The organism is Ralstonia sp. RL (assembly GCF_001683835.1).
GTDB lineage: Bacteria > Pseudomonadota > Gammaproteobacteria > Burkholderiales > Burkholderiaceae > Ralstonia > Ralstonia mannitolilytica.
Genome location: NZ_LWRX01000148.1, coordinates 82,661 through 95,074, shown reverse-complemented (window position 1 = coordinate 95,074; position 12,414 = coordinate 82,661). Strand labels below are relative to the sequence as shown.

Sequence of the window (12,414 nt, the reverse complement as noted above, 5' to 3'; positions counted from 1 at the left end):
TGAGCCGGCGCCGCGCACACATTGCGGACACCGTTTGGGAAACCGGAGATTTTACCACCCGCCGGTGATGCGGATGGCCGTGTGGTCAGGCCCTGAGCGTCGGATAGCCCGACAGGTGCAGCGTAAAGCCCGTGGCGTCCACGTCGAGCGTCGCCTGCGCGCCAATCGGCAGCGTCGCCTTGGTCGGGCAATGTCCGAACGGCAAGCCCGTCAGCACCGGAATCGACAGATGCTCGGCCAGGTAGGCCCGCATGGCGTCGAAGTCGTAGCCGGCATCATACGGCGTGGTGCGATAGCCGGAGAAATCGCCCAGCACCAGCGCCTGCTGGGTATCGAGCACGCCAGCCTGCTGCAGCTGCAGCAGCATGCGCTCGATGCGGTACGGGTGCTCGTTGATGTCCTCAACGAAGAGAATGCCGTCACGGATGTCGGGCAGATACGGCGTACCGACCAGGCTGGACAGCATCGCCAGGTTGCCGCCCCACAGCGTGCCGGCATAGCGCCCCGGATGCGCGCATTCCTTTGGCTGCGGCACATCCACGCGCAGCGTGTACGTCGGGCTGCGCAGGACGCCCCAGAAGTGCTCGAGCATGAACGGATCAACCGTTTCCGGCCCGAAATCGGAGCACACGTGCGGGCCGGCAAACGTCACGCCGCCCGTGGCCGCGAGGTACGCGAGCGAAAACACGGTGAAATCGCTGTGCCCAACGATGATCGCGTTGGTGGCCTGCGCGCGGCGGCCGATGTCGATGAAATCGATGCGGTCCAGCAGCCGCGTGAGGCCGTAGCCGCCGCGGATAGCCATGGCGATTTCCTGGCCGCTGCCGGCGCCGATCTGGTGCAGGTCGGCCAGACGCGCAAGTTCGCCGCCGGCAAAGCGCTGATGGCGGCGATGCAGGCATTCACGGTTGACGATCGTGCAGCCCTGGCCTTCAAGAAACGCCACGCCGCGCTCGGCGACGGCCGCATCGTTCGGGTAGCCGGAAGGCGCAATCAGGCGAACGGTAGTCATGTCGTGGGGTCGTTGGGCTCAATGGAGGCCAGTCGCGCAGCCTTTTGGCTCGCGCGGCGCTCGGCAAAGAAGGCGCGCAGCATGTCGCCGCATTCCTGCGCGAGCACGCTGCCGGTGATGGCGGTCTGGTGGTTCAGCCGCGTCTCGGCAAACAGGTCGAGGATGCTGCCCGCGGCGCCCGTTTTGGGGTCCGGCGCGCCGTAGACGACGCGCGCCACACGGGCATGCAGCATGGCGCCGGCGCACATCACGCACGGCTCCAGCGTCACGAAGACTTCGCAGTCGGGCAGGCGGTAGTTGCCCAGCTTCTCGGCGGCCTGGCGCAGGGCGCGCATCTCTGCATGCGCCGATGGGTCATGCGTGCCGATCGGCGCGTTGTAGCCAACGCCGACGATCTCGTTGCCGCGCACGACCACTGCGCCCACGGGCACCTCGCCCTGCCCCCATGCGAACTTGGCCTGCACGAGCGCCTGCTGCATCCAGTAACCGTCGCGCTCGTGGGCTGACATGTCGGCGGGCGGGGTCAGGACGTGCGGTGTGGTCATGCGATCCGGCGCTGTCGAATCAATCCTGCTCGTGCGGGCGCGCGAGCTTCACGTCGGCCCAGCAGTTCGGGGTTTCGTACAGCACGAGCTTGGACAGGCGCAGATGGTGCCCGAACGTGTTGCGGAACACCGGCTCGAGAATGTCGAAGGCCACCTGCGCGAGGTTCTCGACGGTGGGCACGTCATTCAGCACGACGGTCTTATGACCGCCTTCCATGTCGTTCAGGAATTCAACGAGCTTGGTGTCGCCGCGATAGACGAGGAAAGCGTGATCCCACAGGTCGACGAGATGCTTGTTGGCGAGCTGCTTGACGTCGCCGAAGTCGAGGATCATGCCGTCGTCGGCGGCTTTGTCGTTGTGCAGAACTTCGCCGGTCAGCGTGAGTTCGAGCTGATAGCGATGGCCGTGCAGGTTGCGGCACTGGCCGGCATGGCCCGGGATGCGGTGGCCGGCGTCGAATTCGAGCCGGCGCGTAATGGAAACGGTCTTGGTCATGGAGCAAGGTGGCGGCAGCGGGCGCCGCGAAACGGCTGGAACCGGCAGAAAACCGGGGACAAAGTGCTGCGGCCCGCCTTAGCGGATGCCCAGCATCTTATGGGTTTGCAGCGACAGGCGCCAGCGCGGCCGGCGCTGGCACAGCTCAACGGCAGCCGCCGTATTTTGCCGGGCGAGCGGGCCGTCCATGGCCTGCAGGAAGAAATGCTGGAAATCCAGCCGTTCGTATGCGTCGAGGTCTTGCCCGTCTTGCGGGATCACCACCTTCAGCTCGTCGCCGCGCGTGACGACAAGTTCAGAGCCCATCTTGGGGCTCACGCACACCCAATCGATGCCCTCCGGCACGGCGATGGTGCCGTTGGTCTCGATGGCGATTTCGAAGCCGCGTGCGTGCAGCGCGTCGATCAGCGGCGTGTCGAGTTGCAGCAGCGGCTCGCCGCCGGTGCAGATGACGAGCGGCTTGCCGCCCGTGGCGCTGGCCGGCCATTCGGCGGCAACGGTATCGGCGAGTGCGTCGGCGGTGGCGTATTTGCCGCCTTGCGTGCCGTCCGTGCCGACGAAGTCGGTGTCACAGAACTGGCAGACGGCGGTGGCGCGATCGGCTTCGCGCCCACTCCAGAGATTGCAGCCGGCAAAGCGGCAGAAGACAGCTGCGCGGCCGGTGTTGGCACCCTCGCCTTGCAGCGTGTAGAAGATTTCCTTGACGGCGTAAGTCATGTCTGAACGGTGGCATTCACAGGAGAACGACGCAAAAGCGACGTAATTCCCGCGCAAACCGTACCAGTGCCCACTAGTGATTAACCCGATATTGTTTCACAAATCGGGATCGTGCGTCGCCCTACCCGCAGAAGGACGCCAACGTCACAAAAGAAAATGCACCTTCCGGCGTCAGCCACGCCGCAAAGACGAGGGCAGCGCCGGCCGCCGCCAGCGCCCACGCCGCCCATCGATTGAGCCGATCCTTCATGCCGGCAGCGCCATCGGCGTGCGCGCGAGTTGGCGATCGTCGATCGGCCAGTGCAGGAGCGCGGCCACCACGCCGAGCACCATCGCACCAAACCAGATTGCATCGTAGGAATGCAGGTGGTCGTACACCACGCCGCCCAGCCACACGCCCAGGAACGCGCCGATCTGGTGACCGAGGAACACGAAGCCGAACAGCCTGCCGATGTAGCGCACCCCAAACACCTGCGACAGCAGCCCGTTCGTCAGCGGCACCGTGCCGAGCCACAGCAGGCCCATCACGATGGCAAACGCATACAGCGTTGCCGGCGACAGCGGCAGCAGGATAAACAGCGCAATTGCCGCCGTGCGAATCAGGTACAGCAACGAGAGCAGATACTTGCGCCGGAACAGCCCGCCCAGCGCGCCGCAGTAATACGTGCCGACGATGTTGGCGGCGGCAATCAGCGCCAGCGCGACCATGCCGTGGCGGCCGGTGAGCCCCTTGTCGAGCAGATACGCCGGCATGTGCGCACCGATAAAGGCGAGCTGGAATCCGCACGTGAGGAACCCGAGATTCAGCAGCCAAAAACCGCGGTGGCCGAAGGCTTCGCGGATGGCCGCCCCCATGCTTTGATGCGCCTCCTGCACGGCGGCACTCGATGCCTTTTCGCGCAGCGGCGCGGCCAGCGGCAGGAAGATCGCCATGACCACCGCCATGACGACCAGCGCCGTCACCCAGCCGACCGTGCTCAGCAAGCCCTGCGCCGTCGGCACCATCACGAACTGGCCGACACCGCCCACTGCGCCCGCCACGCCCAGCGCCCAGCTGCGCCGCTCGGGCGGCGTCAACCGGCTGATCGCGCCATACACCACGCCGAACGACGTGCCCGAGAGCCCCAGCCCGATCAGCCCGCCGGCCGAGAGCGTGAACCCCAGCGGCGTGCCCGCATGTGCCATCAGCAGCAAACCGAGCGCATAGACGACGATGCCGGCCACCACCACCTTGGCGGCCCCGTAGCGGTCGGCCAGCATGCCCGAAAAAGGCTGTGCCGCGCCCCAGATGAGGTTTTGCAACGCGATCGCCAGGCCGAAGGTTTCGCGTGTCCAGCCATGGCCCATCGTGACGGGCACGAGGAAGAGCCCTTGCACGTGCCGAATGCCCAGCGCCACGCCGATCACCGCGCCGCCGGCCAATACCGGCAACCAGGGCGATTGCGTGAGAGATTTCGAGGTCATGAGCGTTTTTCTCCGATGTGACTGACATTCCGGCTTCGCAAGCGTGGGGAGCGTGCATGAGACTGGAATGTCGTCCGATGGCTTATTAAACTTCGCCCTATCCGGCTTCTCAATTGATCTTTGAGAACGCCTTGCATGAGGAAAGCGCATGTCGACTCCCCTGGTTCGATTGGCCTCCCTGGACTTGCTGCGCGGCTTCGTGGCGGTAGGCCGGCGCATGAGCATCACGCTCGCGGCCGATGATCTGTGCCTGACGCAATCGGCGGTGAGCCGGCAGGTGTCTGCATTGGAAGAGGCGCTGGGTGTGAAGCTGCTGGTACGCGGGCACCGCTCGATTGCGTTCACGCCCGAGGGCGAACGCCTGTTCCGCAGCGCCGACAGCGCCGTGCAGCAGTTGCAGGACGCCATCGGCGCCATTCGCGTGGCGGCCGAACGGCGGCCGGTCACGATCACCGCCAGCATCGGCGTCACCGGCCTGTGGCTGCTGCCGCGCCTCGCTCGCTTCCAGCAGCAATACCCCGACATCGACGTGCGCGTGGCCACCAACAACCGCCTCGTCGACCTGAAGAACGAAGGCATCGAGCTCGCCATCCGCTATTGCGCACCGGGCGATGCACCGCCCGGCGCCATCCGGCTGTTTGGTGAGACCGTGGCGCCGGTCGCGCATCCGTCGCTGGGACTGCGCTCGCTGGATTCCGCCGAGGCGCTTGCCGGCCTGACGCTGCTCGACTTTGACGACCGCGACCTGCGCCGCCCCTGGCTCCAATGGACCGACTGGCTGGCCGCCGCCGGCTGGAGCCACGCCAAACCCCGCACCGTCCTGCGTTTCAACCAGCACGACCAGATCATCCATGCAGCGGTGGCCGGCCAGGGCATCGCGCTGGGCCGTCTGGAGTTGATTGCGCCGCTGCTGGCGGACGGCCGCCTGGTCACCGTACCCACCATCGCCCCGGGGGTGCGCAATACGCATGCGTACTGGTTGATCCAATCCGAGCCGAACCCGCGCCGCGACGTGCGCGATGTGGCTGCCTGGATCTGTTCGGAAGCGGCCACGCACGCTGCATGAAAGGCGCTTGAGGCGAGTACTGACAACGCTCGTTTTACCGCCCTGCGCAAGCAAGCGCACGCCGCGCAGATTCGTGGCATCTTTGGCGCTCCCATGTTCTTTGTCGGCGACGCGGTGTTCTGGGGCAATGACCGCCTGGACGATGCGCTCGCCCGTGCCGCAGCAGTGCAGTCCAACCTTCATCCACTTCACACCGGATAGCCCATGCCGACCCAGATCGAAAAAGCCCACGCCTTCCGCGCGCTGCACGAACGCAGCGGCACCTTTGTGATTCCCAATCCGTGGGACCCGGGCTCGGCCCGGCTGCTGGCATCGCTGGGCTTCGAAGCATTGACCAGCACCAGCGCCGGCTTCGCGTTCTCGCGCGGGTTGCCCGACTATGGCGTCGGCCGCGACACCATCCTCGCGCACGTGGCCGATCTGGCGGCCGCCACGGACGTGCCCATGGCTGCCGACCTGGAAAACGGCTTTGGCGATGCGCCGGAAGCCGTCGCCGAGACCATCCGCCTGGCGGGCGCCACGGGCATCGTCGGCGGCTCGATTGAAGACGCGACGGGTCGCGCAGATGCGCCCATCTACTCGCTGGAGGCTTCGGTCGACCGCGTACGCGCTGCGGTGGAGGCTGCGCGCGCGTTGCCGTTTCCGTTCACGCTCACCGCGCGCGCCGAGAACCACCTGCACGGTCGCAACGACCTGGCCGACACGATCCGCCGCCTGCAGGCCTTCCAGGACGCCGGCGCCGACGTGCTCTACGCCCCCGGCCTGAAAACGCGCGACGAAATCGCCACCGTGCTGCGCGAGATCGATCGGCCGCTCAACGTGCTGATGGGCTTCGCCGACGGCAACCTCAGCGTGGCCGAGTTGACGGAACTGGGCGTCAAGCGCATCAGCGTGGGCGCGACACTCGCACGCGTTGCCATGGGAGCCTTCCTGCGGGCGGCGGAAGAGCTGCGCACCGCCGGCACGTTCGCCTTCGCGCGCGACGCTGCCAGTGGGGCCAAGCTCAACAGCCTCTTCGCGCCGTTCGCCTGACGCTCGCCCCACAGCGAACGCGACCCACCTTGGCGCGCCCTCCCACCGACACCAAACCGCCCGGCGGCCTGCGGCAGATGCCCGCCGGCATCTGGGTGCTCGGCTGCGTCAGCCTGCTGATGGACATTGCCTCCGAGATGATCCACAGCCTGCTGCCGCTGTTCATGGTGTCGGCGCTGGGCGCCAGTGCCCTGTCGGTCGGGCTGATCGAGGGTCTGGGCGAGTCGACTGCGCTCATCGTCAAGATCTTCTCCGGCACGCTGAGCGACTACCTCGGCAAGCGCAAGGGCCTGGCGGTGTTCGGCTATGCGCTGGGCGCGCTGTCCAAACCGTTGTTCGCCATTGCGCCCACCGCGGGCATCGTGCTGACGGCGCGCCTGCTGGACCGCGTCGGCAAGGGCATCCGCGGGGCGCCGCGCGATGCGCTGGTCGCCGACATTGCCCCGCCTGCACTGCGCGGCGCGGCCTTTGGGCTGCGGCAGTCGCTCGATACCGTGGGCGCGTTTCTGGGGCCGCTGCTGGCGGTGGGTCTGATGCTGCTGTGGGCAGATGATTTTCGCGCCGTGTTCTGGGTGGCCGTGGTGCCGGGACTGCTCTCTGTTGCGCTGCTGATGTTCGGCCTGCGGGAGCCCAAAACCCACAACGGCGCCCGCCGCGACAACCCGATCCGCCGCGACAACCTGCAGCGGCTGAACAGCGCGTACTGGTGGGTGGTGATGATCGGCGCGGTCTTCACGCTCGCGCGGTTTTCCGAAGCGTTCCTGGTGCTGCGGGCACAGCAAGGCGGCATTCCGCTGGCGCTGGTGCCGCTGGTCATGGTGGCGATGAACGTCGTCTATGCGCTGGCGGCGTATCCATTCGGCAAGCTCTCTGACCGCATGAGCCACACGAAGCTGCTCGCGCTTGGGCTGGTGGTTCTGATTGCCGCCGATGTGGTGCTCGGCCTGTCCGCTCACTGGAGCGTGGTCATCGCAGGCGTGGCGCTGTGGGGCGTGAACATGGGCATCACGCAGGGCTTGCTGGCAACCATGGTCGCCGACACCGCACCGGCCGACTTGCGCGGCACCGCTTACGGCATGTTCAACCTCGTAAGCGGGCTGGCGATGTTGGCTGCGAGCGTTCTGGCGGGCTTGTTGTGGGACAAGCTCGGCGCAGCCGCGACATTCCACGCGGGGGCGGTGTTCTGCGTGCTGGCGTTGGGCCTGTTGGCCATGCGAGGTAAGTCTTTCGGGCCAATCACGTGACGTTCGGCTGCACGCCGAACCAGTCCACCAGAAAATCCAGCATCGCCCGCAGCGCCGCCGGCATCTGCCTGCGCGAGCTGTACACGCCGTGAATGCCCAGCGCCTGCGGCACGTGGTCGGGCAACAAACGCACGAGTTGCCCGCTGGCGATCAGCGGCGCGGCGGCAAACACCGGCTGCAACGCAATCCCCGCGCCCTCCCGCGCCGCTGCCAGCAGGACCATCGATTCATTCGCACTCAGATTGCCGCCCACCGGCACGTCTGATGGCGCGCCCGTCTTCGCCTCGGTGAACTTCCACAGGCTCTTGCCGAAGTACGAATACGTCAGGCAGTTGTGAACGGCCAGATCTTGCACGCGGCGCGGCGTACCGTGCGCGGCCAGGTAAGACGGTGCCGCCACCACGACGGATTCGCACATGCCCAGCGGCCGCGCAATCAGGTTCGGATCCAGATCGTTGGTAATGCGCACGGCCAGGTCGATGCGTTCTTCCACGAGGTTGATGGTGCGGTTGTCGACCACCAGATCGACGGCCGTTTGCGGATAGCGCCGCAGGTAGGCCGTCACCGCCGCGCTCAACGTCTGCTGCGCCAGGGACTGCGCGCAGGCAATGCGCAGGAGCCCGCGCGGCGTGTCGGCTTCGGGGCCATCTGCCACGGCCATCTGCGAAGCGATTTCCAGCATCTGGCGGCAGCGCGCAAGCGTGGCCTCGCCGGCGGGTGTCAGGCCGATGCGGCGCGTGGTCCGGTGCAGCAGCCGCGCGCCGGACCACGCCTCCATCTGCGCCAGATAGCGTGTGACCATCGCGCGCGACATGTCGAGCGCTTCGGCGGCGGCGCTCAAGCTGCCGCGCTCGACAATCGCCACAAATACTTCGGCCGACGTGATGCGATCCATATTTGATCGATTGGAGAAACAAATATGCGCATCTTAGGGGTTTTTCGATCGGATCAAGCAACCTACAGTGACGGCATTGCACGCATTTCATCCGACTGGAGAAACCCGATGTCCCTGCTCCGCACCCTGCTTGCCGCCGGCCTGGTCAGCGCCGGCCTTGCTGCTCACGCTGCCCCGCCCGCCCCCTTGCATCTCGAGGTCTACAACCCCGGCGCCAAGGGCATCTTCCCGGTGTCGTCGGAAATCATCAGCGGCGCGCACGAGGCGATCCTGATCGACGCGCAATTCCAGCGCAGCGATGCAGAGGCGCTCGCGCAGAAACTCAAGGCCAGCGGCAAGACGCTCACCACGGTCTACATCAGCCAGAGCGATCCGGATTACTACTTCGGCCTCGACGTCATCCGCGCTGCCTTCCCGAACGCGAAAATCGTGGCAACACCGCAAACCGTGGCCGCCATCAAGGCATCAATGAACGGCAAGCTCGCCTACTGGGGCCCGATCCTCAAGGACAACGCGCCCAAGACACTCGTGCTGCCCGACGTGCTGAACGCCGACCACCTCACGCTGGAAGGCCGCACCATCGAGATCAAGGGACTGAACGGCCCCGACGCGGCACGCACGTATCTGTGGATCCCATCGATCAAGACCGTGGCCGGCGGCGTGGTCGTCAACAGCGGCGACCACGTTTGGGTGGCCGACACGCAGACGCGCGAATCGCGCCTGGGCTGGTTGCAGACGCTGGACAACATCACAGCGCTCAAGCCGACGACCGTGGTGCCCGGTCACTTCACGGGTGCAATGCCAACGGGGCTGGACGCGGTACGTTTTACCGCGGATTACCTGAAGACCTTCGAGGTACAGGCCGCCAAGGCCAACAACTCGGCGGAGCTGATCAAGGCGATGAAGGCGGCCTATCCGACGCTGGCCGGCGAGGCATCGCTGGAGCTGAGCGCCAAGGTCATCAAGGGCGAAATGAAGTGGCCGCAGTAAGCCGGCCTGCCACCGAGGAAACAACATGACGACGTTGCATTACATCTACGACCCGCTGTGCGGCTGGTGCTACGGCGCCGCGCCGCTGGTGGAAGCCGCGCGCACGGTGCCCGGCCTCACGATCGCCTTCCACGGCGGCGGCATGCTTGCAGGCCCGAACCGCCGTACGGTCACGCCCCAATGGCGCGACTACGTGATGCCGCACGACCACCGGATTGCCGAGTTGACCGGCCAACCCTTCGGCGAGCCCTACTTTGAAGGCCTGTTGCGCGACACCACGACCGTGATGGATTCGGAGCCGCCCATTACCGCCGTGCTGGCAGCCCAGGCGCTCGGCCGCCGCGGGCTGGACATGATCCATCGCATCCAGCGCGCGCATTACGAACAAGGCCGTCGCATTGCAGATGTGCCGGTACTGCGCGCGCTGGCAGCCGAGATCGGCCTATCGCCCGAAGCATTCGATGCGGAATACGCGCGGCAAGCCGGTGCGCTCACGCAGCAGCACATCGCCCAAAGCCGACAGTGGCTCGATCGAGTGGGCGGTCAGGGGTTTCCGACGTTTGCGCTGGAAGATGCCGATGGCCAACTGGGCATCATCGACGTTGGCCCGTGGCTCGGCAAACCGGAACCCTGGGCTCAGGCGCTGACGCAGCACATCGGCGCGCCTTCCCCAATGAACCAGGCCGATGGCCCTGTCTGCGGGCCGGACGGCTGTGCATAACAACGTGGCGCTCAGCCTTTGAGCGCCCAGCGGCCAAGTTCGTCGTAGCGCGTTTTGCCTAGCCAGCTATGGATGAGAACGAACTCGCGCACGGTCCACGTGATGGGCTCGACCGCTTTCGGCGCAAAGCCGCCGCGGTCATACAACAGCGTGATGTGCGGCTTGAAATGCCCACGCGGCACCGGCACGGCGGCATGCTGGAGCGCCTCGCCCAGCGCCGCCTGAAACGCCATCAGGCCGCCCACACCCTCATCGCCCAGCAGCACGAACGGCCGATGGTCGCGCCGGCCATGAAAGCTCACCACCTGGTTGAACGTGGCGTCGAATGCCGGCAATGCGAGGCCGGCCGCTGCTGCACGCACACGCGCCACGACATCGTCAGGCGGCGGATGAACGAAATCGCCAAGGTGATGCAGCGTGACATGCAGGCGCTCCGTACGCAGCGCCTTGCCCTTGAAGCCCACGACGGGCCGCAATTGCTGGATCAGCCGCGCGATGCGCTCGGCGGTATCCACGTCAGGCTTGATCGCCAGAAACAGGCGATGCGCGGGCAATTGCGGAGTGGCTTCGAATCCGGGAAGAGTGAGCTGGGTCACGGCAGGGTCGTCAAACGCCGGGCTGGCGATCCACCCATTATCGACGCCCGCATGACGTCCCGCTGAAAGTCCTGTTGCTCGCATCAAAAACAACGCCCGGCGGTGTGAACCTGCCGGGCGTGGCCTCTCGGATGTGATGCGGCGATCAGATATCGAAGAACACCGTCTCCGCGCCGCCATCCGGCGTGTCTTGCAGGCGCACGTCGAAGGTGTAGACCACCTCGCCGTTGCGCTCGCTGCGCTGGGCAATCAGCGTCTTGCGGCGCACTTCCCACTCGATGCCGTTCAGCACCGGGTCCGTGCCGTTGGCCGCGGCCTCATCGCTGAAGTACACGCGTGTGTGCAGGCCGAGGTTGATGCCGCGGGCAAACAGGATCATGCAGATATGCGGTGCCTGCGTGGTTCCGCTGCGGCCGGCCACGGCGCCCGGCTTGATCGTGTCGAAGCGATAGACGCCCGTATCGAAATCGGCGCCGGCGCGGCCCCAGCCGCGGAATGCCGGGTCGACAGGTTTGTCTTGCCGATCGGCCGGATGGGCGTACTTGCCGTCCGCGTTGGCTTGCCAGATCTCGATCAGCACGTCGCGCACGAGCGAGCCCGAGCCATCGTAGACGCGGCCTTCCAGCGCGATGCGTTCGCCGCGTGTGGCGGGCGTCGTCAGGACGCTGCCGAATTCCTTGTCGTAGATGTCGAAGCCGGCCTGGCGCGGTGCAAGACCGATGTGCACGTATGGGCCGCCCGTCTGCGATGCGGTCTCGTTGAAATGCGCGAACGGCGGCGTTGTCGTCATGGCCGTTGCCTGGGCACGTTCGAGCGATTCACGCAGTGTGGTCGTGGTCATCACTTGGCTCCTTGCAGGGCGGGCACGGCGTTTTCGAAATGCGTGGCACGGCGGCCGCGCAGCGTGATATCGAAGCGGTAGCAGCGACTGTCGAGCGGCACGTGGTTCGCCGTGTCGTGCAGCGCGATCAGACCGCGCACCTGCTCTTCGCTCGGGATGGTCTTGATGATGGGGCACTGCGCGATCATCGGGTCGCCCTCGAAGTACATCTGCGTGATCAGGCGCTGCGCCCAGCCATCGCCCGAGAGCGAGTAATGGATGTGCGACGGGCGCCAGTCGTTGATGCGATTGCGCCACGGATACGGGCCGGGCTTGATGGTGCGATAGACGTAGTAGCCGTTGGCATCCGTCAGCATGCGGCCGCAGCCGCCAAAGTTCGGGTCGATCGGCGCGATGTACTGGTCTTTCTTGTGGCGGTAGCGGCCGCCGGCGTTGGCCTGCCACACCTCCACCAGCGCGTTCGGCACGGGGCGGCCGAACTCGTCGCGCACGTAGCCGTGGACGATGATGCGCTCGCCGATCGGCAGGCCTTCCTTGGCGTAGTTGAGGATCAGGTCGTTGTCGAGCGGGCCCAGATCGCTTGGGTGGAACACAGGCGCGGTGGTTTCCGACAGCGTATTGAGCGTGGAGATGAGCGCGTTGCGCGGCGAGCGCAGCACGCTGGTCTTGTAGCCGGGGGTCAGTGCGGGCGGATGCAGCGCAGTGTTGCGCTGGGCGAATTCGCCGGTGCAGGAAAGCGGCAGGGTCATGGGGCGTCTCCTTATGAAATCGTGCAGAGACTGTATCGCTGACAAA

The 12,414-nt window shown here is 66.2% G+C and carries 14 protein-coding genes and 1 pseudogene; 6 read left to right on the top strand and 9 right to left on the bottom strand.

From position 1 onward, the window contains the following. Window positions 1-85 precede the first annotated feature (85 nt). The 5 genes from ldcA to A6M56_RS14105 all read right to left on the bottom strand — a co-directional run bounded on the left by ldcA (window position 86) and on the right by A6M56_RS14105 (window position 4,234). Window positions 86-1,012, bottom strand: a complete 927-nt coding sequence (gene ldcA / locus A6M56_RS14125; protein WP_102079780.1) for a muramoyltetrapeptide carboxypeptidase — start codon at window positions 1,010-1,012, stop codon at window positions 86-88. After that, window positions 1,009-1,557: a tRNA adenosine(34) deaminase TadA gene (gene tadA / locus A6M56_RS14120; protein ID WP_045786793.1), complete on the bottom strand. Its 549-nt coding sequence runs from the start codon at window positions 1,555-1,557 to the stop codon at window positions 1,009-1,011. Before tadA ends, ldcA begins: the two co-directional genes overlap by 4 nt. A 19-nt stretch (window positions 1,558-1,576) precedes the next feature. Next, a complete protein-coding gene (queD, locus tag A6M56_RS14115) occupies window positions 1,577-2,053 on the bottom strand; it encodes a 6-carboxytetrahydropterin synthase QueD (RefSeq protein WP_009238193.1) in 477 nt (158 codons plus the stop codon). Window positions 2,054-2,131: 78 nt separating this feature from the next. Beyond that, window positions 2,132-2,770 (bottom strand): 7-carboxy-7-deazaguanine synthase, encoded by a 639-nt coding sequence (gene queE / locus A6M56_RS14110; protein ID WP_027681500.1) that lies wholly within the window; start codon window positions 2,768-2,770, stop codon window positions 2,132-2,134. A 246-nt stretch (window positions 2,771-3,016) separates the two neighbouring features. Further along, window positions 3,017-4,234: an MFS transporter gene (locus A6M56_RS14105; protein ID WP_286758196.1), complete on the bottom strand. Its 1,218-nt coding sequence runs from the start codon at window positions 4,232-4,234 to the stop codon at window positions 3,017-3,019. Window positions 4,235-4,382: 148 nt separating this feature from the next. Here A6M56_RS14105 and A6M56_RS14100 point away from each other — a divergent pair, with 148 nt between their 5' ends. The 4 genes and pseudogenes from A6M56_RS14100 (at window position 4,383) to A6M56_RS14085 (ending at window position 7,576) form a co-directional block, all read left to right on the top strand. Next, window positions 4,383-5,300, top strand: coding sequence for a LysR substrate-binding domain-containing protein (locus tag A6M56_RS14100; RefSeq protein ID WP_102079778.1), 918 nt, complete (start codon window positions 4,383-4,385; stop codon window positions 5,298-5,300). A 9-nt stretch (window positions 5,301-5,309) separates the two neighbouring features. Next, window positions 5,310-5,501, top strand: a pseudogene (locus A6M56_RS14095) (DsbA family protein); the annotation flags it as partial. Window positions 5,502-5,504: 3 nt separating this feature from the next. Further along, on the top strand, window positions 5,505-6,332 hold the full coding sequence (locus A6M56_RS14090) for an isocitrate lyase/PEP mutase family protein (protein ID WP_045786790.1): 828 nt from the start codon (window positions 5,505-5,507) through the stop codon (window positions 6,330-6,332). 77 nt (window positions 6,333-6,409) lie between these two features. Further along, the gene (locus A6M56_RS14085; protein ID WP_102080257.1) at window positions 6,410-7,576 is read left to right on the top strand and encodes an MFS transporter; all 1,167 of its coding nucleotides are present in this window, start codon (window positions 6,410-6,412) and stop codon (window positions 7,574-7,576) included. Here the strand turns inward: A6M56_RS14085 and A6M56_RS14080 are convergent. Further along, window positions 7,569-8,471 (bottom strand): LysR family transcriptional regulator, encoded by a 903-nt coding sequence (locus tag A6M56_RS14080; protein ID WP_102079776.1) that lies wholly within the window; start codon window positions 8,469-8,471, stop codon window positions 7,569-7,571. The two genes, A6M56_RS14085 and A6M56_RS14080, sit on opposite strands and share 8 nt — an antisense overlap. 108 nt (window positions 8,472-8,579) lie before the next feature. Here A6M56_RS14080 and A6M56_RS14075 point away from each other — a divergent pair, with 108 nt between their 5' ends. Together A6M56_RS14075 and A6M56_RS14070 are read left to right on the top strand one after the other, a co-directional pair. Continuing rightward, window positions 8,580-9,461, top strand: coding sequence for an MBL fold metallo-hydrolase (locus A6M56_RS14075; protein WP_102079775.1), 882 nt, complete (start codon window positions 8,580-8,582; stop codon window positions 9,459-9,461). A 25-nt stretch (window positions 9,462-9,486) separates the two neighbouring features. Continuing rightward, window positions 9,487-10,182: a DsbA family protein gene (locus A6M56_RS14070; protein ID WP_102079774.1), complete on the top strand. Its 696-nt coding sequence runs from the start codon at window positions 9,487-9,489 to the stop codon at window positions 10,180-10,182. Window positions 10,183-10,193: 11 nt separating this feature from the next. Here A6M56_RS14070 and thpR read toward each other — a convergent pair whose 3' ends face one another. The 3 genes from thpR to pcaH all read right to left on the bottom strand — a co-directional run bounded on the left by thpR (window position 10,194) and on the right by pcaH (window position 12,368). After that, complete coding sequence (gene thpR, locus A6M56_RS14065; protein ID WP_102080256.1) at window positions 10,194-10,862, bottom strand: RNA 2',3'-cyclic phosphodiesterase; 669 nt, start codon at window positions 10,860-10,862, stop codon at window positions 10,194-10,196. A 61-nt stretch (window positions 10,863-10,923) separates the two neighbouring features. Beyond that, complete coding sequence (gene pcaG, locus A6M56_RS14060) at window positions 10,924-11,619, bottom strand: protocatechuate 3,4-dioxygenase subunit alpha (protein WP_004626744.1); 696 nt, start codon at window positions 11,617-11,619, stop codon at window positions 10,924-10,926. Further along, a complete protein-coding gene (pcaH, locus tag A6M56_RS14055; protein WP_102079773.1) occupies window positions 11,619-12,368 on the bottom strand; it encodes a protocatechuate 3,4-dioxygenase subunit beta in 750 nt (249 codons plus the stop codon). The genes pcaG and pcaH overlap by 1 nt, the downstream gene beginning before the upstream one ends. Window positions 12,369-12,414 lie beyond the last annotated feature (46 nt).